Raw genomic sequence first — 25,661 nt, 5'->3', positions numbered from 1 at the left:
GCAAACCGTGAACCGTCGGCCGTGCACGGACCGAAGCGTTCTCATGCTCACCGGGGGGACGATCCCTGGTCGCGCGCGGCGGGGTCGGGGGGCGTGGTGCGCAGCGCGACGAGCATCAGGTGGACGAGCACGCGCACGCCGGCCTCGAGCGCGCGCGGGTCGACGCGCAGGTCGCGTTGATGCAGGTCGCCCTGTGGGCCGCGGCCGGACCAGATTCCCCAGCGGCCCAGCCCGCCGGGCACCAGCTTGTTGTACTCGCCGAAGTCGTCGCTGCCCCATGACTGGTCGGCCTCGAACACGCCGTCCGCGCCCAGCGCGGCGATCACCGCCTCGCGGAAGATCCGCGCGGTGACCGAGTCGTTGACCACAGGCGGGGTCAGCAGCTCGTACTTGACCTCCGCGACGGTGCCGCTGCCGGCGAACACGTCGTCCACCAGCAACCGGATGCGGGCTTCCAGGCCTTCCCCGTCCGGCAGGGTGGCGAGCCGGATCATCCCGGCCACCACGGCCGGTTCCGGGCCGACGCCGGCGTGGACCTCGCCGATCCCCAGCACCAACCCCGGGTCCTGATCGATCAGCCGCTGCACGCCGGTGACTACCTCGGCGGCGCGGACCGGGGCGTCGGGTGTCGAGGCGAATTTGATGTCGAGCAGCACCGCGGCGGAGTCGATGGTGCCGTGCCGTACGCCGATCGTGCCTGCCCGTGCCTTGGGGTAGGTGTGCAGCGCGAAGGCCCAGTCCACCCCGTCGTCGAGCACACCTTCTTCGATCATCGCTCGGGCCCCGGTGGCCACCTCTTCGGCCGGTTGGAACAGCAGCCGCACGCTGCCGACCGGCCGTTCCGCCTCCGGGATCGAGGCCAACACCGCGGCCAGGCCCAGCGCGGCGGTCCCGTGCGCGTCGTGGCCGCAGGCGTGGTAGGCGTACTCGTGGCCGTTCTCGTCCTTGAACGGCAGCGCGTCGATGTCGGCGCGGAGGGCCGCCCTCGGCCGGCCGGATCCGACATCGGCTACCAGCCCGGTGCCCGCCACCCGCCTCGACTGAACCCCCAACTCGCGCAGCACCGTCTCGATGTACTCCTGGGTCCGATACTCCTTTTTCGACTTCTCCGCGAGATCGTGGAGCCGGTGGAACCAGCCCAGCAGCTCGTCACCGTGGCTGGCCAGCCACTCGTTCAGCCACGCCGGGCCTCGGCCCTCTCCGGTGCTGATGGTCACCGCCGCCTCACCCGGTGGTGGGGCGCGTGCCCCCACCACCGTCCGTGCCCAGCGGGCGATCCGGTCCGGCCAGTCAGCGGCCTGGACCCACGCCGCCAGCCATGCCGTCACCGCGGCGCCCAGCGACTGCGTCTGGTAGTCGACCCGCGCGGAGACCTGGGTGCCCGCCAACACCCGATCGACCTCGTCGCGCAGCTGTCCCTTCAGGTGCCGTCCGGCGCCAGGGGTGGCCAGCCAGATCGTCGCGGTCAACACCCCCGCTTTGTCGATCACGTTGCGGGCGTCCCCGGTCTCCAGTTCCTCCACCACGATGCGCCGAACTCCGCGACGATCGACGATCTCGGGCAGTGCCCTGGCCACCTGCGCCATCCGCAGCGCGGTGTAGCCGGTCTCGTACGGCCGCGACCCGTGCCCACCGGGCGAGCTGAACACGATCTTCAGCCGGTTCGAGGTGAGCTTCGGGCTGACCGCTTTCCGGTGGACCAGCGGGACGAACACGTCCCGGAAGGTGATGTCGTGCTTGAGCACCGCCCGAACCACGAACAGCGCCCCGGCGAGTACCAGCCCGCCACCCACCACAGCAGGCACCCAACCTGGCGGCCAGTCCTGGCCGGCCGTGCCGCTGTGGGCGTGTGCGAGGCCGGCGAATACCAGCAGGGTGATCACCACCGCACTGGTGGTCACACCGGCCCGCGCGGCCAGCCGAGCCCATCGGTTGAGGCTGGTGCGGGGTTGGTTACCGGTTGGTGGCTGTGGTGGGCCGCGGCGGGTGATGGCCCAGATGAGCAGGGCCAGGGCGGAGGTGGCCGTCCGCGACGTCCACCTGTTAGGCAGCGTGAACGCGGGGGCGCCGAGCAGCAGCCCAGCGGTCAGCAACGCCACCACGGCCGGTGCCCCGCCGGCCCCGCCCGCCGCTCCGAGGACCTGCTGGTCGACGATGAACCGACGGAAGTTGGGTATCCGCATTGATGTGAATACTGGTGATTTCTGAGCTTTGCGTATCGCCAGGTTGGCCAGCATGAGTCCGGCCCCCGCCAGCAGCGCCACAACGATCAGAGCGGCCGGAGACGACATCAGGGACGTCCAGAAATCGCTATCGCTGGTTGGTGGTGCGGTTGGTGGTTGTGTGGCGAGTCCGGTGGTGGCGAGTATTACGAGTAGTGCGGCCACGGCGACTGCCACGGTTGTGATGATCATGATTGTGCGCGTGGGTAGGTGTAGTCGTGGGGTGGTGATGGTGTGGACTTTGCGCCATGCCACGATGCTGGTTATCGCGGCGAGTGTGGCCAGCGCCAAGAAAGGTCCGGTCGAGCTGGTCCAGTTGGTAGGGGCTGCCCACCCCAGAACCGTGCCGGGCAGAGCTCCAAGTGTTACAGCCTGCACGAACGCGGCCGGTTTCATTTTATTGTGGTGGTTCAGCCATGCCCAGCCGGCGACCCCGATCAGTCCGGCGGCGAACCCGACGAGCGGGCTTATTCCCAGTGCTGCGCCATAGCCGGCCAGCGCGCCCACTCCCGCCGCGAGGGCTGGCATCTTCCCGGCGATGTGGATTGGTCGGATGGTGATGGCCACGGCGAAGGTGGCGAGCGCGGTGGTCGCGATTTGTGGGGTGAGGGCGGCCCATTGGGCCAGTGGCCACGTGATGAAGCCGGCGATCAGTGGGCTGATGAACTTGCCGACCGCGCCGGCGAGGCTGTTGACGGTGTCGGCGGGTGAGAGTCGGTCTGTCTGGGTGTGCTGAGCGAAGTAGAGCGATAGCGCGGCCGGGGCGACCATGGTGATGAGGGTGGAGGTGGTTTCACCGACGACGCCCTGGAACAGGATCCCGACGTCGGGGTTCCCTGCGAACTGGGTGGCTGCGGTGACCAGGCCACTGAGCGCCATCGCGGCTGCTGTCCAGATCAGGAGTGTGGTGGGGGAACGTTTCAGGAAGTCCTCGGTTTGCTTGCCCTTCTTCGCGCCGTAGTACTTGCCCAGGTCGGCGACGAGGAAGATCCCGAGGGTTACCAGGCCGCCGGCGACCAGCCCGAAGCTGGTCACGCCGTGTGTCAGGGCTGAGGCGGTGGGACTGAGCGCGAGTTCCCAGAACGCGTCGAACGGCGCGATGGTCGCTTGGGTCAGTAGGGATACCAAGGCGATCTTGAGCACGAACGGGACGCCCAGCATCTGCAGCGGCTCGGTCACCGGGTTGCCTTTCGGCTTTTCCCGGGTGGCGAGCTCGGGAGGTGTGGTCAGCCACATCGCGGCGGCGGCGACCACGGCGAGCGCGGCGGTGAACCCGGCGGCCGCGGCCAGCGAGTAGGTGTTCAACAACCAGTTCTGCACGGTGATGATGGCCGGGATCAGGATGGTCAGTACCAGGACCGCGAACCCGAGCAGGCTGGAGGTGAGGATGACAGTCTCGCCCTTGTCGCGGCGCTGTCCGCTGGTGTGGTTGATCCACTCCATGACCAACACCGCGAGCTTGCCGAACGCGGCGCCGGCCAGGCCAAGGACAACCGCCCCGACCAGAGCTCCGGGGACGCCGAGCAGCGCGAACATGCCATAGCCGACCCCAGCGCCCAACACAGTGACGACGGAAAGACCCTGCCGGGCGTGATAGCCGAACCAAGTAGCCACCGCGAAGAACCCGGCCAGATAGCCGCCGAACGCAAGGTTGAACAGCAGCCCATCGGCCAGCTCAGGCACGCCGCGCGCCAACGCTCGCGCGGTATAGACACCGAGAAGCAGCAACGCCATTGCCAGCGCCGCGCTGGACAGGAACGAGATCCTGTGGGAGACGCTGGTGCCTGAGGCCCAAACCCGGTTAGGCGTCCCGGGCCGCCCGATCGCCCAGGTCAGAATGCCCAGCGTGGTGACCGCTAGGGCGGAGGCCCACACCCCAACCAACAGGCCCTCGGTCCACAGTCTTGACAGTCCGTGGGTCATCAACCCGGCTGCGCCGATCACGCCGATCGGACCGGCACGAGCCCACACCCCACCACCGCCGGAGCCCGTGGCGAGCTGTGGCCTGAACAACACGTAGCCGTATGCGGCGGCCAGCACCGCGACCGGGACCGCCGCCCACCACGAACCAGCCAGCGCCAACCCACCGGCCAGCCCCGCGGCGGCAAGGCTGAACACCGAGAACCCCACCAACTCCAACCGCCCCGGCCACTTCCCAGCCCCAATACCGGTGCCGGTTCCGGTGTTGAACAACGCCTTCACCGCCGCCGTCGGCGGCGCCCTGGCCAGGAACAGCCCACCGGCGAGGGTGAACAGCCCGTGCACCACTATCGGGAACCCGACGCCGGCCGTGTCTATGGCTGTCCACAACGCCGCGGACTGGGCCAACAGGTGCCCGACCCAACCAAGCACACCCACCACGGGCAGTGCCCGGCCCAGCCAGGAACCCGGCCTCGACAAGCCCGAGGCATGGACAATGCCGAGCAGACCCAACACCGCGAACGCCGCGGGCTCGACAGCGGCAGGCATCTGCTCGGCAACCCGCGACAACCGGTCAACAACCCGCGACATCCAGTCGGTGGCGTATGCCCAACCCGCCGCCCATACGGCCACGGGCACGCTCGACACGCCGACCACCGCGAGACCAGCCACCCCCCACCTGGCCACACCGGGGAACACCTCACCCACGGTCAGGTTGCGCTTCAACATCGCCCGAACCCCGGACAACACCCCAACAACCACAAACCCAACACCGACCACCACAGGCACCCAACCCGGCAACCAACCCTGACCGACCTCGACGCCGCTGCCAGGCACTACACCGGGGGCATGACCGGTAGTCGAGGTGGTGGCGCTGGTTGGTGGTTGTGTGGCGAGTCCGGTGGTGGCGAGTATTACGAGTAGTGCGGCCACGGTTACTGCCACGGTTGTGATGATGATGATGGTTCGTGTGGGTAGGTGTAGTCGTGGAATGGTGATGGTGCGGACTTTGCGCCATGCCACGATGCTGGTTGTCGCGGCGATCCCGGCCAGAGCCGAGGAGAGTCCGGTGGAACTGGTCCAGCTGGCGGGGGCGGCCCATTCCAGGGCCGTGCCGAGCAGAGTTCCAAGTGTCAGCGGCAGTACGAGAGCGGCCGGTTTCATCTTGTTGCGATGGTTCAGCCATGCCCAGATCACGGATCCAACCAGCCCAGCGGCGAACCCGACTAGCGGGCTCATCCCGACTAGTGCCGTGCCGTAACCGGCCAGCGCGCCCACTCCCGCCGCGAGGGCTGGCATCTTCCCGGCGAGGTGGATTGGTCGGATGGTGAGGGCCACGGCGAAGGCGGCGAGCGCAGTGGTCGCGATTTGTGGGGTGAGGGCGGCCCATTGGGCCAGTGGCCACGTGATGAAGGCGATTAGTGGGCTGATGAACTTTCCGACCGCGCCGGCGAAGTTGTTGGCGGTGTCGGCGGGGTGGTAGTTGTCTAGCTCGCCGCGCAGGGTGAAGAAGAGCAACAGCGCTGCCTGGGTGCCGAGGGTGAGGCCGGTGGAGGAGGCTTCACCGAAGACGCCCTGGAAGACGATCCCATAGCTGGGACCCCCAACGAACTGTGTGGTGACGGTGACCAGGCCGCTGACCGCCATCAGGGCGGCCATCCAGAAGACGAACGCGTTGGGGGAACGACTCAGGAAGCTCTTCGTCTTCCCTCCGCTGCGATAGGAGCGCCAATCGGCGACTCCGAAGATCCCGGCGATTACCACGCCGCCGCCGACCAGCCCGAAGCCGGTCACGGCATGCATCCACGCGGCGGCGGGATCGAGCGCGAGTTCCCAGAACGCGTCGAACACCGAGATGGTCGCCTGGGTCAGCGCGGACACCCCGGCGACCTTGAGCACGAACGGATCACGCAGCCTCGACAGTGGCTCGAACACCGGGTGGCCGCTCGGCTTCTTCCGGCTGGCGAGCTCGGGAGGCGTGGTCAGCCACATCGCGGCGGCGGCGATCACTGCGAGCGCAGCGGTGAATCCGGCGGCCGCCCCCAGCGAGTAGGTCTCCAACAGCCATGCCTGCACCGTGACGATGGCCGGGATCAGGATGGTGACCGCCAGGACCATGAACCCCAGCAGCCCATCAACGAAGATGACCGTCTCGCCCCGCCCTCGGCGCTGATCGGTGGTGCGGTTGATCCACTCCATGGCCAGCCCGGTGACCTTGCCGAACGCACTGCCGGCCAGGCCGAGGATCAGCGCCCCACCCAGAGCTCCGGGGACGCCGAGCAGCGCGAACATGCCGTAGCCGACCCCGGCGCCCAACAAGGTGAGAACGGAAAGACCCCGCCGGGCGTAGTAGCCGAACCAAGTAGCCACCGCGAAGAACCCGACCAGATAACCACCGAACGCGAGATTGAACAGCAGCCCATCGGCCAGCTCAGGCACACCATGCGCCAACGCTCGCGCCGTATAGACACCGAGAAGCAGCACGGCCATCGCCAGCGCCGCGCTGGACAAGAACGCGATCCTGAAGGAAACACTGGTGCCTTTGGCCCGCTCCCGGATGGGTGTCCCGGGGCGCCCAGCCGCCCAGGTCAGAGTGACCAGCGCGGTCGCCGCCGCGGCGGACGACACCACACCAACCGTGAGGCCCTCGGCCCACAGCCTCGTCAGCCCATGAACCATCAGGCCGAACGCGCCGATCCCGCCGATCTGGCGGGCGGGTGCCCATACCGCACCGCTGATACGTTGAGAGATGCGTGACCCGGACACATAGCCGTATGCCGCGGTCAGCACCGCAACCGGGAACGCCGCCCACCACGAACCAGCCATGGCCAGCCCGGTGGCCACCCCGCCCGAAGCAAGGGCGAACAACGGGAACGCCACCAGCTCGAACCGCCTCGGCCACTTCCTGGCGCCAGGGCCGAACAACGCCCTTGGCAGCGCGGTGGCCAGGAACAGCCCGCCCGCGGACGCGAACAGCCCATGCACCGCGATCGACAGCCAGCCACCCGCGCCCGTCGCCAACGCCGTCCACAGCGCCGCGGACTGGGCCACCACATGCCCGGCCCAGCCGAGCACGCCCACTATGCGCGAGGTCCGGTCCAGCCGGCCCGGCAACGACACACCCGACGCCCACAGCACACCGAGCAGGCCCAGCACCGCGAACCCGGCGGGCTCCACCGCGGTAGGCATCTGCCCGGCGGCCCGCGACAGCCACTCGCCAGCCTGCGACAGCCACTCGCCAGCCCGTGCCCAGATGGTCGCCGGGACGTTCACCAGCGCGGCCACCGCCAGGCCGCCCATCACCCACGCCCGCCCAGCCGGGGATACCATCCGAGCCCCGATCGCCACCCTGGCCAGGACAAGCCCGCCGCTGACCACAACTGGTATCCAGGCCAGCACCCATTCCGGTAGCCAGCCCTGACTGGTCTCGATGCCGTTGTCGGCGTGTGCGCGGCCGGTGAGGATCAGCAGGATGATCGCTGCCGTGGCGATGAGTACGACGGCCCGCACAGCGATGCGGACCCACCGCGGTGCGTGGGTCCAGCCCCAGGTCAGTGCGGTGGTGAGCCACTTCCATGCTGTGGCTATGTGTTGGGCCAGGATGGGTGTGGGGGTCTTGGTGGGGGTGTTTTGTGGTGGGCCTCGGCTCAGGATCGTCCACAGGATCCCGGTGTTGATCACTATGAGGACGCCGATCAGGATGAGTGCCGCGGTGGGGCTCTTGAACGACATCAGCACGTTGGAAAAGATCATCTGGCTGCCGTCGTCGAGCCAGGCGAGCGTCCGTCCTCCGAGGGTGATGCGGCGGCCGGTGCGTTGAAGGATCTCTTCGGCAAACGATTCGATCAGTTGCATGATGAGGGAGGTGGCCGTGAACGCCAGGGGGATCACGACGGCGAGCTTGAGCGGGTCACCGTTCCATCCGGCGGCCCAGAAACCCTGCTCGAACATCAACCGTGTCCACCACGACCAGGTGGACCCGGTGAACAGGGCCAGTGTGGCGAACCGGGCCCACCGCCGGTGTGGGCTGTCGTGGTTGGGGTCCAGGCTGTTCCGGTCACCGGCGGCCAGCCGGGCCAGCTTGCCGCTGAGTACGAACCCGAGATGGGAGAAAGCGAACCCCGCGCTCTCCGCGAACTCCCACCACGGCATGGACCCGGTTGGGATGTTCGCGTGGACGCTGGTGATGAACGTCAGCACGTGCGCGGCCATCAACCCGATGTGCAACCAACGGAGGGGTTTGACCTGGTCCGACCACCATGACGGCAGGTTCCGCAACAGCACGACATTGCTTCGGGTGGTCATCGCCATCGTCGAGGCCAACGGCAACACCACGTCGAACACCGGCCGCGCCGTGATGGCGAACAGCGTCAACGCGAGACCCACCACCCACACCAACGCCCGGACCCGCACGGCACGCGAGGGGTCCGGCCGTGCGATCAGGACGACCAGCGTGATCGCCGCCGCCGAGGTCGACAACACCCCGACCAACAGGCCCTCGGTCCACAGTCGTGACAGTCCGTGGGTCATCAACCCGGCCGCGCCGATCACGCCGAGCGGGCCGGCACGAACCCACACCCCACCACCGCCGGAGCCCGTGGCGAGCTGTGGCCTGAACAACACGTAGCCGTAAGCGGCGGCCAGCGCCACAGCCGGGACCGCCGCCCGCCACACCCCGGCGAAGACCAGCCCGCCGGCCAACCCGGCCGCGGCAAGAGCGAACACCGGGAACGTCACCAGCGCGAACCGTCCGGTCCACTTACCGGTGCCAGCGCCCGCGGCCAGGAACAACACACCGCCGACCGCGAACAGCCCGTGCACCGCGATCGACAGCCAGCCACCCGCGCCCGTCGCCAACGCCGTCCACAGCGCCGCGGACTGGGCCACCAGGTGCGCGGCCCCCCCGAGCACGCCCGCCATGCGCGACGCCCGGTCGGTCGGCAACCACACACCCGACGCCCACAGCACACCGAGCAGGCCCAGCACCGCGAACGCGGCGGGCTCCACCGCGGTAGGCATCTGCCCGGCGGCCCGGTGCAGCCAGTCAACGGCCCGAGACACCCAACTGGCGGCCAGCGCCCAACCAGCCGCCGGCACGTTCACCAGGCCGAGCACCACGAGGCCGCCCAGCACCCACGCCCGCCCAGCAGTGGACGTCGCCCACCTGGCCACGCCACCGAGCACGTCACGCACGGTGAGGCTGTGCCTCAGCACCACCCGAATTCCGAAGATCACCCCGGCAACGAGCCCGGCGCCGACCACGACGGTCCAACCGCCCAGCCCCCATACATCCGGAACGGCCCAACCGGCATCGACCGGAGCCGACTGCCCATGAGCCGACGCCACACCGCCGACTCCGAGTAGAAGCAAGGCGCCGGCCAGGGCGGTGATGGTGACGACGCGGGCGAACCGGCGGCCCCGAGACACCGCGGTGGCCGTCTTGTCGGCCAGGAAGGTGGCCGACGAGGCGAACCACGAGATCAACCCGTTGGGCGGGGGTCCGCGTCGTTGGATGGCCCAGGTCAACGCGGTCAACGCGGCCGAGACCGCGACGCCGATCCACCCGGGCGGCTGGCCGGGCAGCAACGTGGTCAGGCCGTAGGCGGCCAGCGTCCACGCCCACCGGCCGCTGATCGGCACGCGGTTGATGTTCCGCCGGCCGCGCGAACCGATGGACCCGCCCAGACCGTAACCGCTGACCCGGCGCAGGCCCGACGCGAGCCACGACCACGCCAGGCTCACGTGGGACCCCAACTTGCCGCGCACGTCCTTGGGCAGCGGGTCCGCCATGGTGATCCCGTAGAACCCGACGACGACGGCGAGCCCGGCGGTAATCAGCGCCGGGACGAGGCCGGCGGTGAACGCCGTCGCCACCGCCGCCGCCACGCCCGGGCGGAAGCCGGCGAAGAACACGGTCCGGCGAGACGGTGGACCCCGCATCGGAGTGGCCAGATCCCGCAACAGAACCGAGCCGATGCCCACGGCCACGGCACCCACTCCGAACAGCCACGGCGCGGTGACCACGGAGCCCAGCGCCGGCAAGGCCACCGGGGCGCCGACGGTGATCAACGCGGTGAGCGAGGCGGCCACCGCGGTCCACGCGCCGAACCGCACCCACCCGGTGGCCCGGCCCAGGCCACCGGGCCGCATCCACCGGGACGGGCTGTTCAGGCGGTCCATCCGCCGCTTGGCCGCGGTCGTCGAGCGTGTCGGCGGGTCTACGAACGGGATGGTCACCACCGGTCGCCAGGTGGGCAGCGTCGGGCTATCCGGGGCGTACGAGCCGTCCGAGCCGCCCGGTGCGTTCGAGCCGGCGCTCCGGTCGGTGCTCACAACAACCAGGTAGGTCACGCTGTCGCCGGCGGTGACGGTGTGGTCCGCGTTGGCGTTCTGGTTTTGCGTGCTCCTCGAGTTGTGCGCCGCCGTGCCCGTGTCGTGCTGCTGCTCGGTCTTGGGCAGAGCCTGCCCGCCACGTGTCTGGCCAGGCGTCGCCTCACCAGCCGTCGAACCGCCGTTGTCGAGGGTGGTCGTGCCGGCGTGGGTGTCCTTGGCCGATGGGCTCGGGGCGTCGGCCATCCGCGAGTGGCTGGAGCGAGCCAGCGGCCCTTGCATCGACTTCGATGCGTCGACGGGCCCGCTTCGGCCCGCTTCTTGCCCGTCGTCGATCGGCTCGGGCATGCCGAACTTGGTGTGCCAGCCGACCTGCGGGGCGGTCCGGCCTTGCGGAGCCGCCACCGTGTCCTGGGCCGGCCTCGCGCTAGCCAACACTCCGTCGTTCACGGCTGGTGCGTCTGCCCTGCCGCCGACGTCGGGATCGGCATTCACCCCGCCGGCCGTGAGAACGGCGGCGACCGCGAACGGCGAACCGCCGTGCGGGGTCGTGCGCGCGCCCACGTGCTGGCGGGCGGGAGCGACTCGGCCAGGGTTGTTGTCGGTTCTGGTCAGGCCGTCCTGGTCGACCTCCTTCCTGGCATCGTGGCCGGCGCCGTTCGTGGCCGTCGGATTCTCGGACCGTCCCGTCGAGTCGGCCTTGCCGGTCGGTGACTGGCCCGCCTTGCCGGCCTCGACCTGGACTGACCCGGTGTGCCCATGGCTGTTCCAGCCGGGTACCTCGGCGGTCGGGGCGGACATGACCAGCACAAGGGTGAGCACCATGGCGGTGGCGACCTTCGCCACCGTGACGGTCCCGTCCACGATGCGGTGGGCCAGTTTGTTGATGGCAGCCTTGACCCGCGGAGGTCCTCGCTTAGGTGCCTTGCTCAGCGGGTTGGCCGGTGCGCTCTCGCCGGAGGGGTCGGACTTGTCACCCGTGCCCTTCGCAGGGGGGACGTGCGAACCCGATGGGGTGTCGGCGTCGCCATGGCCGTTCGGCTGTGGGTCGCGTTCACCGCCGGCGCTGGACCGACCGCCGCGGCCGGTCGGTGGGGCTTCGTGTCCTCGGCGTCCCGGGGTCGGTGGCGCGGGGTCCGGGCTGTGTGGGGTCCGAGAGTGCCCGTCCAGCCTGGCGCGCAGCTTGGCCAGCTTGCGTTCCAAGTGCTCGAGATGAGCCTGTGAGCGCCCGAGTTCCGCCTCTTGCCTGCCCAGCTCGGCCAGGCGCTCCGGCAGGGTCTGGAGATGTCGGTCGAGCAGCTCGATCTCGGCTAGCTGGCCGGAGAGCATCTTCTCCGTCTTCTTGATGTACGCGGGGTCCTCGCCGCGGGCGACTGCCTCGTCGTGCTCGGCCCGGTACCTGCCTGCCAGTTCCTGAGCGAGACGCAGCCTGTGCTGCAACATCTCACCGAGCTGGTCGTGATACGGGCCCCGGTAGCCCAGATATTCGGGGAACCGATCCTCGATGCGCGCCCGCGTCTCCTCCATCAGCTTCCGGAATGCGTCGATTTGCCGCCAGACCTGGGCGATCCGTGCCTGAGTCTTTGGCATGTGCGCCGACGCGGCCGGTACCTGGGTGTAGCCAGGTCCGCGGTAGCGGGGAGGGAACAAGGTCGGCATCGCGCCGATCAGGCCGTGATCCATCAGGGCCTGCCTGTGCTGGCGTTCCGCGCGAGCGATCCGGTGATTGATCATGTTGCGCCGACCGAAGATCGCATCGGAGACCACGGCCAGACCACGTGACGGTTCGGTTCGGATACGGGTGACGGTCGCGGCCCTCGCGGCGTCGAGCGCGGCGCGGCCGGTGTCCGCGCGGCCGATGCCCGGGCGCCGGTTGGTCATGGTGGCGCGCACGGCCCCGTAGACGCCGTGCTTGCCGATCAACAGCATCGGATCGGCGATGGCCTTGAGCCCTACGCCACTGTTCATCATCGCGTCGGCGAGCCGCCCGGGTTTCCCGCCCGCGGCGCGGCGGGTACCAGACCGGTCCAGACGGTCGCCGGCCCAGTGCAGCGTCTTGCCTGTGCCGCTCAGCACGGCCCTGGGGATTCTGAGCGGAAGCGTCACGAGCCGTCCCGGTATACCGAGAAGGGCGGCTTCCCACGCGTACAACCGCGCGGTGGTGATGTACGACCGTCCTATGGGCACGTACGCGGCCTGCCGCCTGGTGAGCGCGATTTGCGCCCCGGAGTGGATCCGCCCGATCGTGCCCTCCTCCAATCCGGCCCCACGCTCCAGCTCCTTGACCCGTTTCGCGATCGCGCCGCGGTCCGTCACAGGTCTGATCTCCACCAGAGACCGGGACGAGAGGTCCAGCAGCCGCCGCCCTTCGATCACCGCCGCGTGCTGCGCAGGGGTGAGCTTCAGCGGTTTCTCCCCGGAGTGGATTCGGCCGATCGTGCCCGGCGCCATGTCGAACCGCTTCTCCAGCTCGGTGACCTTGGCGAAGGTGTTCGCCCCGCGCAACGCCGAATTCCTGGCCAGCGGGCTGGCTGCCCCGGCGATGGCCATGAGATGCGAGAAGGCTGATTGGTATATGTTCCCCTCCGTGTCCCAATGGCCGGTACCCAACGCCTTGGCGAAGTTGTGGACCGACCGCACATAGCCGGCGGTCAACGGGTACTTGCCCAGCCAGCGGTCCTCGGCGGTGCTCGGGCCTGGTATGTCGTCCTCGCTGGGCAGCAGGTAGCCGGCGTTTTGGTGGGCCACCGACTTCACGCCGCCGACGGCCAAGTTGGTCACGTCGGTGGTCCAACCTTCGACCAAGGTCACCGGCAGAACCACCATATCCGCGACGAACTCGCTCAACTGCTTTCCGGTGAACGAGTACGTTTCCTTCACAAAGTCGCGTACGGCGTTGACCCCGGCCCGGTAGGGGCTTTCCTTCTTCTTCAGGCGATACGCCGCAAAGTCCAAAGCGATATTTGTTCGGTCTCCCTCGGACAGGTTGCGCGTGTAGACCTTGAGCTTGCTCGCCGTCTGGCTTGAAGAGAGGGCCTTGGCGAAGTCCAGTCCATAGCGCTCCTCTGGAGTGGCATCCGGCTTCTCCGGGGTGCGCGAGGCGACCGTCATCAGGAACTCGACTTGTTCTTGGCTATCGGTCAGCCGGTCGTTGAGGCGCGCGGGGTCGAACGTGGCCAGCTTCCGCGGGTCGGCCTCCTGCCAGGCCAGCGACACGCGCTCCTTCGGGGTCAGTTTCGGGAACGCGTCGTGCAGCAACCCGTCATCATGGTTGGCCGCCCATTCCCCGAGCCGCCGGTTCACTCCCGCGGCGGTCACGCTGATCGCCGCGTCCGGATACATGGTGGAGGGTTTTAGGACACCGGAGAACAGGTCTCTATCTGGCGGGTGAGCCTCGTCTCGAACTGAATTGTAGTACAGCTTCTGCGTTTCATAGATCCCACGCAGGTTGCGGGCGACCTCCCGTTCCGCGGGATTTCGTGAGTCCTTCATCGCGAAGGCCAGGTTTTGGATATCGTTCAGGGTGGCGTTGGCCGCGCGCAGCCGTTGGCCGTTGGTCTTCTCTCCGGGGTTGAGGGCGACCTGGCCGGAGTTGTCCCCGAATGCCACATCCAGATCCCGCAGCGGAGCCGCGGCGAGATCCACCTTGTCCTCCCAGCGCGCCTTATCGGCCTGGAACTGCCGAGCGGCGGCGTTGTACGCCTTCACCTGCCGCCTTTCCTCGGGCAGGGCGAAACCACGTTCCTCGGCCTGCTGGACGATCGCCTCGACGGCGTTTTGCTCCTGCTGCAGCGCGGCATCCCGGGGCCGGAGGTCGTTGCTCATCGCGATCTTCTCGCGAACGACCCGGTCCTGGGCCTCGCGCATCTTGTTGACCGCCTGCGCGTCGGCGGGTCCCTTGGCCGGGTCGTAGTCGGTGCCCAGGATCTGCGCGACCAGCTTCGGGTCGGCGCCGCCGGACAACGCCCCCGGGCTGCCCTTCGGGGTGGTCCAGGTCGCCTGCACGTCGTCGCCCAGCCGCTCCTGGGCCGGCTTCCACTCGGCGAGCAGGCCCGGCGCCTGCGCCTCGATCGCCGCGATCTTGCTGTTCAACACCTTCTTCTCGGAACGGCTCAGCCCGCCGCTGGCCAGCGCCGCCCTGATGTCCGCGCCCAACGCGCTGATCTGGCCCTGCACCCCCTCCGCGTCCTTGGCCCAGCGTTGCTGCAGGCTGTGGTCGCGAGCGGCGGCGATGGTGGCCAGCCCGGTCTGGTAGCCCTGTGGGGCGCCGACCTCGGCGTAGTAGTTGCGCAGGGCTGCCTGGTCGTTCCAGTCCGGGCTGTTGCGTAACGTCTCGATCTCCGAGGCGGTCAGCGGCGTGCGATCCCCCGGGCTCCGGTTGAGGCTCTCCAATCCGGCCAGGTCGTTCGAGGTCTTCTCCGGGATCTCGAACCCGCCCTGAGCGGTCCCGGCCAGCCGGTTGGCCACCTGCCGCGCGTTGGCCGACTCGCGTATCGGCAGCCACGGGGCGTTGTCCGGGCTGGTGCACCGCATGTCGCCCTCGCACCAGTGGCCGGTGTTCTTGGCCGGGTCCGTCGCGTTGGGCAGCAGCGTCCCACCGCCGCTGCCCTTGACGTCGAGCAGCATCCGGCCGTTGGGGTCACGCACCTGGCACGTGCCGGAGCACCGCACCCCGCCCCAGTCGCCGTACGAGTCCGGGTTGAGCTGGGTGAACCCGCACAGCCTGCCATAGCAGGTCGTCGCGTGGCCCTGGAGGGTCTTGCTGGTCACCGGCTCGTTCGACCAGTTGACCACCTCCCGGTAGCCGGCGGCGAACGGGTCCTTCCCGTTCGCGACTAACCGCTGGCCGGGCTTCAGGTCCTTGCGGCCGACCGCGAACTGCTCGTCCCCGGTGGCGTACCCTTCCCGCAGCTCACAGGCGTCGCAGTGGAAGATCCCGTTCAGGTTGCCCTTGAGTGCCTCCGGGCTCACCGTCTGGCACTCACCGCCGCAGTCCAGGCCGCCGCCCTTGCCGTTCTCGTCCGGCGTGGTCGCCCGCAACCAGGTGACGTTCCGGTCCATCAGGTTGCTCATGGTCCGCCCGTCGGCGAACACGATGGAGCCCTTCTGGTTCTCGATCTTGTAGTGGCCGGCCGTGACCTGCTTGTCGTTCTCGTAGTGCGGCAACGCCAGATCCGTGAACCCACCCGCGGTCACCGCCGCACCGAGCGAATCCGCTCGCACTCCCTCGGCGGACCGGAACGTGGCCTGCCCGTCGTACCGGATCCGCCCCGATCCCTCGGCGTCGAACTCCAGCCAGGTGCTGTTCTTGAAGTCGATCTTGTCTTGTCCCGGGGCATCCGGCTTGATGGCCTTCACACCGGGCGGCAGGCCGATCTTCGGCCCCTGATAGGTGTCTCCCGGCGCGGCCGCGATCTTCATTCGGCCCTGGAACGGCATCCGGGGGTTGGCGGTGTACCGCAGGTTGTTCACCGTGCCTGGTGGCGCGGTCAGGTTGAACCCCCCGCCCGTGTGGCCGTTGATCGCAGCGGGCTTGCTGCCCTTGCTGGTCACGTACGTGTTGTAGGCCTTGTCCTGGGCGATCTTGATGCTTTCGTTGTTGGAGACGACGTGCTCGCCGGTGCCTTTGCGTCCGGTGCGGGCTTTGCCGACGAGCTTGGCATCCGGCGACCGGGCGTCGTAGCGAACGGTCTGCCCGCGCGCGCCGGTCACATCACACTCCTGGGCGCAGGTCTTCTCGGTGACCTTTCCGTTGTCCTTGACCGCGATCTTGCCGTCGGTGACCTGCCGGGTCCGCTCACCATCCGGAACGCCCGCCGACCGCGCTGTCTTCGAGGTCATCGTGCTCGTCACCACCTGGCCGCTGGCGGTGTGGTCCTCCTTGACCGGCTGCGCCTCGACCGCCCGCTTGGCGACCGGTTTGGCGACTGGTTTGGCGACTGGTTTGGCGGCCGGTTTGCCGCGGGTGGCCCCGCCGGCGACGGGCCGCTGGACGACGCGGCGAGGTTGCATGCGGGGAGCGGTGGCGATGAACCGGTCGCCTCGGACGGGCTCGAAGTTGGAGCAGTCCCCGAAGCAGAGTCGAGGGTTGCTGGCGGCGATGCCGCAACCGGTGCCCTTGGTGCCCGAGCAGGTGCCGCCGCGGGTGTGCGCCAGATAGCCGCCGGCCTGCCGCTCGGTCGCCGGCCGGGAGCCGCCCCGGAAGCTGGTCACCGTGTGCGCGTAGTAGCTCTTGGCGCAGCGCGACGAGTTCGTACAGAGCACGTTCGCGGCGGCGAGCCCGAGGCCTGCCTGTGCCTCGGCCGCGACGGCGCCGCCGCTCGCGCCCATGGTGCCCTTGTCGGCGTCACGGGCGTTCGCCCTGGCCACGGACGTGCCCTTGGTCGCGGTGTCGGACGCGGTGGCCGACCAGCTGTACGAGCAGTTCGCGCCCGCGCTGCCCTGGCAGGACGCCGCGCCCTGCGCGTGTCCCTTCCCGCCCAGTGCGTTGGCCGAGGTGACCACCTGGCCCCCGCCGGAGGTCGTTCCGGCGCCGGACCCGACCCCGTCCGCCTTCGCCCCGGGCGCGGTGGCGTGGCTCTCCGCCCGGTAGGAGTACGAACAGGGCGAACCCGCGCAGGCGGCGGCCGCGAGCGCGTACTCCGGGCTGGCCGCGACCCGGCTGGAGCCGCCGCACCGGCCGCCCGCGCCGGCGGTGCAGTCGGTGCGTGAGGTGGCGGCGTGGGACGCGGTGGTATTCGGCGCCGTGCCCGGTGGCGGGGTGGCCTCGGCGTTGCCCTCGGTGTGGGTGCGGCAACCGGTGACGGCGCAGTTCGCGCTGGCCTCGGTGAAGTCCTTCGCGGCCATCCCGCCGGTGCCGGCCTGGCAGGTGCCGCCGGTCTGGCAGCTGGTGGTGGACTTGGCGGTCACCTTGTCGGCGCCGGCGGTCTCGGTGCTGGACGAGGCGCGGGTGCCGCAGCCGGCGCCGCCGTTGCCACAGGCCACCTCGACGTGGGCGCTGGTGGCGGCGAACCCGTCCGCCGCCCCGTTCGCGGGGGTGGAGGTCGTGGTGGACGAGCCGGCGGTGATCTGGGCCTCACACGTGCCCGAGCCGTCGCAGGCCGCGTCGCCGTTGGCAACCGAGCGGGACCGCTGGCCGTCCGGGCCGGCGGTGGGGTTCGCGGTGCCGGTGACCTTTCCGGTGCAGCCCGCCTTGGGACAGGAGACCTCGGAGCTGGTCTGCGCGCCGCCGGTGGCCCCCGGGATGGGCTTACCGTCCGCGCCCTGACCGGCGTTCTGGGTGATGCGCGCGGACGCGACGCTGGTGACCGCGCATCCCCCGGGTCCGGGGGCGCAGGCGGCGCTGGTGTGGGAGGTGCCGGGCAGCCCGGTGGTGTCGCCGGTGGTGGTCGCGGTGCAGCCGGCGCCGTTGGTCGAGCCGGCGCAGCGGGCGGCGGCGTGCGAGAGAGCCAGGGTGGCGGGGGCGTCGGTGACCGGCTTCTTCGCGGCGTCGGCGGCGTCGGTGGCGGCCTTGGTGGCCTGCTCGACGGCCTTGTCGGCGGCGGTGGCGGCCTTGCGCTGCTCGGCGGTGGCGCTGGGGGCGATAGCGGCCTGCTTGGCCTGTTCGGCGGCCTGCTTGGCCCGCTCGAGTTGTTGGCCGGCCTGTTCGGCGGCGGCCTTGTTCTGTTCGGTCAAGATGTCGGCGACGACCTGCCCGGACCCGGCGGTGGTGTCGCTGGTGGCCTGGCAGGCGGCACCGGAGGTGTCGCAGCGTGCGTTGGTGGTTCCGGTGGCCTCCGGTGGGCCCCGCGAGCCTGCGCCGCCGCTGTTGTGGTTGTCGGCGCCCAGCCCGGTGGCCGAGCTGTGTGGGGTGCCCTTGCAGGCGCTGTCGCCGTCGCAGTGCACTGCGGCCCAGGCGGAGGTCCAGCTGGACGCGCCGGGAACGGTCGGACCGCCCGAGCTCGCGGACGCCCCGGGAGCGGTGGCCGGTGGGTTGGGCCGCTGGCCGCCCTGGCCGGCCGGGTCCTGGCCCTCGGGGGTGGCGGTGACATCCTTGGCGGCCCTGCCGTTCTTACCTCCGGCGCCGGTGTTCGTGCGCTCGCCGGTCTTGTTGCCGGTGTTCTCCCCGGTCGCGGTGTTGGTGACGGTGGCGTTGCTGGTGGGCTGGTCGGCGACCATTGGGGCGATGCGGTTGGCGTCCGGGGCGGAGGACGCGGCGCCGTTGACCACGGCGGTGCAGCCGGCGGCGGTGGCGTCGGTGCAGTAGCCCTCGGCGCGGTTGCCGCGCGGCTGGTCGGAGACCGACGGATCGGTGGCGGTGACCGTCGCGGTGATCTTGCCGCCGTTGCCGCCGACGCACTGGTCCTCGGCCTGGCAGGACAGCTTGCCGCCGGCGGTGGAGGCGGCCGACGGGCCGGAACCCAACCGGTCGGCGCTGACGGCCTGGCCGGCGCCGCTGACGGCCTGGCCGGCGCCGCTGACGGTCTGGCCGACGTTGGCGCTCTGGCCGGCGCTGGCCGGCTGGCCGGCGGCGTAGGCGGTGGCCGCGCCGGGACCGGTGGTGGCGTGGGACAGGGTCTGTACCTGGCAGGACCCGGCACCGGCCTGGCAGCCCGCGCTGCCCTCGGAGGTGCGCGGCTTGCCACCGGCCACCGCGGTGTCGAAGGCGGCCGAGGAGGTGCGCGCGCTCCCCGAACACGCCACCGACCGACAGTCCACGCTCGCGGCGGCGCGGGAGGTGGCGGTCGGGCCGGACGTGGGCTGGCCGGGCAGTGGCTTGCCGGTCTTCGGGTCGGTCTTGACGTGGTCGGTGGTGGTGGAGGCGTCCGAGCTGGCCTGGCCCTGGCAGCCGCCGCCCTTCACCGTGCAGTCGGCGTCGGTGGAGGCGCCGCGCCAGTGCTTGGAGACCGCGGTGTCCAGGGCCGAGGTCTCCGTGTGGGCCTTGCCGCCGCATTCCTTGGAGTCGGTGTTGATGTTGCCGCAGCGGACCTGGGAGTCGGCGTGGGACACGCTGACCACACCGGCGGGCTGGGGCTTGCCGTCGGGGCCGGTCTGGGCCGTGTTGTCAGCAGAGCGGTAGGAGACCTCGGTGTCGGTGGCCGAGCCGCAGGTGCCGCCGATGCCGTGGACCTCGCAGCTGGTGGCGGCCTTGCTGGCGCGCTCCTTGACGTCCCCGGAGGCCGAGCCGGAGGTACCGCCGCGCTGGGCGCCCTTGCAGTCGGCCGAGTCGCAGTTGACCGTGGTGATCGTCTTGCTGGTCGCGGTCAGGCCCTTGGCCAGCTCGGCGGTCGGGTCGGTCTTCTTGGGCTGCTCGGTGCCGGTGGCGGTCAGCTCGATGTCGGGGTCGAGGCCGGTGTTGTTGTTGGTGACGGTGGAGGAGGCGTCGGTGGAGCAGTCGCCGGTGGTGCCGCCGACGGTGCACTCGTGGTGGGCGTCGATCTTGCGGGTGGCGGTCTTGCCGTTCACGCCGGCGGTGATCTCGGCGTTGGTGGCGGTGGTGCCCTTGCCCTCGCAGCCCTTGGCCTGGCAGTTGACGTCGGCGTAGGACAGCGTGCCGCCGTCCTCGCCCGGGCCCGAGGCGGAGGTGCACTTGCCGCCCTTGATCTGGCAGTTGGCGGTGCCGGACAGGGTGCGGCTGTCGGTGTTCGTCTTGGCCGGGGTGGCCGGGACCTTGACCTGCCCCGAGGCCTTGTCCTCGGCCACCGCCGGCTTTTCAGGGGTGGTCGTGGTGTTCTCGGTCTTGCCGCCGGTGGTGGTCGCGGCGTTGCCGGAGCAGTCGGTGGCGCCCTGGGCGCAGCGGGCGGCGGCCTCGGCGGCCGGCTTGGCCGGGCTGGAGGTGTCGGTGGTGTCCTCGGCCGGGCCGAACACGAGCTCGGTCAGCCAGCCGCGCTTGCCGGTGGTCTTGTCCACGCCGGCCTTGACCGTGGTGGTGGTGTCGCAGCCGATCGAGTTGGCCTGGCAGTGGGCCTTGCTGGTGGCTTGTCCGTTGTCGCTGCCGTTGTCCTTGCTGGTCTGCGCGGCGCGCTGCGCGGCCTGGGCGGCGGTCTCGTTGGCCGGGGCGGGCTTTGTTTCGGTGGCGCGGCGGCCGGTGGAGTCGGTGTCGCACGTGCCGTTGCGGGTCTGGCAGTCCGAGCCGGCGTCGGCCCGGGTGGCGAAGCCAACCAGCGCGCAGTCCTTGGTGCAGGTGCCGTGGGTCTGCGAGCTTCCCTCGGTCTTGCCGGCGGCCAGGTCCTGCTTGTCCGGTTCGGTCGGGGTCTTCCCGTTCTGCGTACAGCCACCCTTGGCCTGGCAGACGGTGTCCGCGCCCGGGGAGTCGGCGACCGTCGAGGTCTCGCAGTCCCCGACGCCGCAGGTGGCCTGCGCGGTGGTCTTGCCGGCCATGCTGCTGGTGGCGCAGCCCTTGTCGATGTCGCAGGTCGCCGACGCGGTCCGGTCGCCGGCCTTGGACGAGCTGGCGCAGTCGGAGACGCCGAGCAGGCACAGGCTCTGGTTCTCGGTGGCCTTGCCGGTCTTGGCGTCCACGGCGGCGGTGGCGCATTCGCCGAACGCCCCGTTCGCGCTGCAGGCCGCCCCGGCGCCGTCGTGTCCGGGGTCGGCGCCGTTGAGGGAGTTGTAGCCGGCGGCGTCGCGCAGCTGCGCGGTCTGCGAGTCGACCTTCTCGCGCTGGGTGTTGTAGGCGGCGGCCTGCTTGTCGTAGTCGGCCTGACTGATCTTCTTGGCGTCGAGCTGCTTGCGCGCCTCGTCCAGCTTGGTCTTGGAGGTGGCCAGGTTGCGCTGGCCCGTGATGGTGTCGTTGATCAGCTTGCTGTCGTCGGGGTTGAGCTGGGCGGCCGACTGGTCGGCCTTGGTCTGCAACGCCTTCTGGGCGGAGACCTTCTCGTCGTAGGCGGCCTTGGTGATCTTCTTGGCGTCCAGCTGGGCCTTGGCCTCTTCCAGGCTCTTCTGGCCCTTGACCACCGCGAGCCGGTCGTTGAGTGCCTGGCTGACGCCGGTGTCGTTGTTCCGCCACCAGGAGGCCAGCCGGTACGGGCTCTGGGTGTCTGTGTTCAGCAGCTCGGGAGGTGCGCGCCCGCCCAGCGGGCCCGGCTGGCGGGTCTTGAGGCTGCCGCCGGCCAGGGCGCACTCGGCGTCGCTCTGGCACTCGGTGCCGGCAAACCGGCCGTGGGCGGTGTCCAGCGACCACCCGCCGTCACCGCCACCAGGGCCGGACGTGCCACCCGAACCGGGCACCCCGCCCGCCGACCCACCGGGCCTGCCATCGGGGATGAGTCCGCCGCGCCGTCCGTCGCCGGCGGCCCGCAATGCCGTCAGCACATCCTCGGCCGCACTGGACAGCACCCGCCGTGCCTGCCCGCCGGCGCGTTGACCGGCCGCCCTGGTCACCAGCCCGGACACCATGTCGGTCACCCCGGACAGAACCTGATCAAACTCCTCCAACGAGGAGCGACGTCCGAGCCCGCCCCCGCTGCTGTTGCCGCCACCCGCGGGCCGGCCAGCACGACCCACCGGGCCGTCCTCGTCCCAGGGCCTCTGATCGGAGCGCTCGCCGCCCGACTCGCGCGGCCGCACCGGGTCGAGCCGATCAAGCAGGTCGGACACGAACCTGCTCGTCAGCTCCTGGACCGGGCCGGCCAGGTCGTCCCGCCCGACACCAGCGCGGCGGCGCTCACCAGGCCGTTGCTGGTGACCCGAGCTCGGTGCCTGGCCCAGCGCCGACGACATCGAGCCCAAGGCGCCCTCGGTGAGGTCCGAGACCGCGTCGAGGATTGAGCCGATCAATCCACCGGCCCCGTCGCCGCGCCGGTCGGGCCGCTCCGGCTGAACCCGCTGACCGGCCCGGTCACTGGAGTCGCCGACATCGTCTGATCCCGGCTTCGACACACCGGGCAACCCCAACAGGTCGGACACGAATCCACCGGTCAGCTCACGAATCGACCCCGCCAGATCGCTTCCACTCCGCTGGCCGCTCGAACCAGTGCCGCCCGGGCGGCCGGGCGGCCCGATCAACTGCTCACCCAGGTCTGCCAACGCGCCCTGAAAGCGCTCACCGGCCCGCCTGCCGGCCACCCGCGACACGATGCCCGACGCCGTGTCCGCGAACCGCGACCACGCCTCATCCAGCCCCGGCGCCGGCGGCCGTGGCCGCGGTCCGACCTGCCCGGTCCCACCACCAGACGACGCGCCCGGCTTCGACACACCGAGCAACCCCAACAGGTCGGACACGAATCCACCGGTCAGCTCACGAATCGACCCCGCCAGATCGCCCTGACCATGACGCCGGCCGCCCTGGTACTGGCCGGGGCCCTTCCGACCCACGACCTGCGACATGATCTCTGAAGCCGTGTTCGCGAACCGCGACATCGCCTCATCCAGGCCTGGCGCCGGCGGCCGTGGTCCCGGTCCGACCTGCCCAGACCTACCACCCTGCCCGCCACCGGACGACGGCTTGGCCACGTCCACCGGCTGGAGCAGGTCGGGTACGGAGCCACCGGTGGGTGGCGTACCAGTGCTGGGGGCGGGTTTCGGGGATGGTTGCGGCACGGTTTGCGGGGCCGGTGTGGGGGCTGGCTTCGGGGGCTGGTTGCTCAGCACGTAATCGACCAACTCGGAGGCCTTCTTTGCCCATTTGGCGTAGGCGTTGGGGAACGCGGAGCGCTGTACGGCCTGGGCGGCTTGGGTGATGGACTTCTTTTCCCAGCCGGGGACCTTCTTGAGGTGGTTGAAGAACTGGGTGGCCGCGTAGGTCGGGTCCAGTACCTGGGAAGGCTTTCCCCATCCTTGCGATGGGCGCTGCTGGAACAGCCCGAGGGAGTCGCGGTCACCGTAGCGGACGTTGCGCAGTCCGGACTCCTGGAACGCCGCGGCGAGGGCTACCTGGAGTCCTTGCTTGGGGATGCCCATCTTCTGGCCGACCTTGACGATCGTGTCGGCGTTGGTGGCCTGGGCTGGGGTGATGCCGGTGGGGAGCGGTGCCTTCTTGGCGGGGGGAGCGATCGGGGTTGGCGCCTGGCTGGCCTCCGGGGCCGGTGGGCCTCGGGGCTGAGGGGCGCCGGCGCGTTGCTTGGTCGGGGCGCTGGGGGCCGGGCAGACGCCGATGGCCTGGCAGGTGATCGGGCCGGTGGCCTCGTCGGGCGGGGTGGCCGGGGAGCCGCCGTCGTGGCCGGAGCCGACCGGGGTGGCGGTGTTGGTTCCGTCCATGCCCCGGCCTCGGGAGTCCAGGCCGTTGCGGCCGGCGGCGGCGATCGCGGCGGAGACGTCGTCGGCGAGGCCGGTGAGGGTTTGGCGGGCCTGCGCGCCGGCCTTCTTGCCGGCCACGGAGGTCACCAGCCCGGAGACCATGTCGACGACCCCGCCGAGCGCCTGGTCGACGTTCTCGATGCCGCGCGCGCCGGAGCCCTGGGCGGCGTTGCCGGGCCGAAGCAGCCGGTGGGTGATCGGCTCCTCGGGCTGAGCCTGCTGGTCCTCGCCCTGGCTCACGCCCTGGCCGGACTGGCCGCCGCCGGAGCCCTTGCCCTGGCCGCCGCCGGTGGCGCCGACCAGTTTGAGGAGGTTCTGGACGAAGTTTCCGGTCAGTTCGGTGATTTGCTCTCCGAGGCTGCCACTGCCCTGGCTGTTGCCGGAGCCGTTGCCTTGGCCGCTGGTCTTGCTGACGAGATTGAGGACGTTGGAGACGAAGTTGTCGACGAGGCCGGAGACCTTCTTGCCCAGGCCGTCGTCCGAGCCACCCTTGCCGCTCTTGCTGGACTGGCCGCCGTGGCTGGACTGGCCGTTCTTGCCGCCGCCGGTGGCGCCGACGAGCTTGAGGAGGTTCTGGACGAAGTTTCCGGTCAGCTGGGTGATCTGCTCGCCGAGGTCGCTCCCGCCCTGCTGTGAGCCGCTGCCCCGGCCGGGACGGCCGGCTTGGCCGCCGGAGCCGTTGCCCTGGCCGCCGGCCTTGCCGACGAGTTTGAGCACGTTGGAGACGAAGTCGTCGACCAGCCCGGAGATCTTCTTGCCCAAGTCGCCGCCCTTGCCGGACTTGCCGCCTTGGCCGGGCGGGCTGTGGCCGCTGCCCTTGCCCTGGCCGCCGGTCTTGCCGACGAGCTTGAGCAGGTCTTGGACGAAGCCGTTGGTCAGTTTGGAGATCTTGCCGGTCAGGTCACCCGAGCCGCCGTGGCGGGAGTGGCCGCTCTGCTGTCCGGCCGAGCCGCCGTTGGCCTTGTTGTTGGTCTGGCCGTTGTTGGCGAAGAGTTTGGATAGTCCGCCGAGCAGGTTCTGGGTGAAGTCCAGTGCCCCGCCGGCGACCTTGTCGACGATCTTGTTGAGTTGTTTTGCGTTGAGCCCGTTGTGTAGCGCCGCCTGGGATGTCGTGGCGGCGGAGTTCTGGTTGTGGTCACGCGGGCGGGCTGGTGGGCCTCGGGCGGCCTGGGTGGTGGGCTTGCGACCGGTCAGCGCGGGGCCGTTGTCCGCGCAGTCCGGGGTGCCGGTGCAGTCCGGCTGGTTGGTCTTGTGACCGGCGGCCAGCGCGAGCGCGGCGCCGTTGTCGGTGTTGGTCTGGGAGGCGCGTTCACGGGTGCCGGGTTGCGCGGCGGTGCTCACGTCGCCGCTGCCGGACGCGTCCGCGCCGCTGGTGGTGTTGAGCTTGTGTCCGGCGCGCAGCGCGGCAGACACCTGGTCAGAGATGCCGCTCAATCCTTGGCGGGTGCTGTCGCCGGCTTTCTTGCCGGCCACCGTGCCGACGATCCCGGAGACCAGGTCGACGAAACCGCCCGTCAGCTCGTCGGCCCGCCCGCCCGAGGATCCGCCGCTCGTCGCGGCGGAAGCCGGCTGCAGGGCGTTCACCCGAGGCCGGGGCAGCTGCCGAGGGGCCTCGAGCTCGCTGGACTGTCGGCCGGCCTCGGCGCGCAGGCGAGGACGCTGCACCGGCCAGTGATCACCGGTACGGGTGTCGCCGGCCGTCTCGGCCGCGCCCTGGCCGTAGGTCTCACGCGCCACCTCACGGACCTGCCCAGCCCGCTCGGGCGGTGGTTCCAGCAACCGCGCGGTCGCCGAACCACCGCCCGTGCCACGGTTCCACGCCAGGCCCAGCCGGTTCGACAGATCGGCCACGAGGTCGAACGACGAGTCGCCCGGCCCTTCCGAGGCCGCCCGCTCGACCGTGCCACCCGCCTGGCTGGTGACCGCCGGAGCGGCGCCCTGGCCGGCGCCGCTTGCCCTCGGCCATGCCGCCAC

At 70.4% G+C, this 25,661-nt stretch carries 1 protein-coding gene; it reads right to left on the bottom strand.

Annotated elements, in window-relative coordinates; translation table 11 throughout:
• Positions 1-47: 47 nt before the first annotated feature.
• Positions 48-25,661, bottom strand: a complete 25,614-nt coding sequence (locus N912_RS51480; RefSeq protein ID WP_037064281.1) for an amidohydrolase — start codon at positions 25,659-25,661, stop codon at positions 48-50.

Source organism: Actinospineispora acaciae DSM 45401, assembly GCF_000620785.1.
Classification (GTDB): domain Bacteria; phylum Actinomycetota; class Actinomycetes; order Mycobacteriales; family Pseudonocardiaceae; genus Pseudonocardia; species Pseudonocardia acaciae.
The sequence above is the reverse complement of the archived record's forward strand: the minus strand, read 5'-3'. Positions and strand labels throughout refer to the sequence as shown.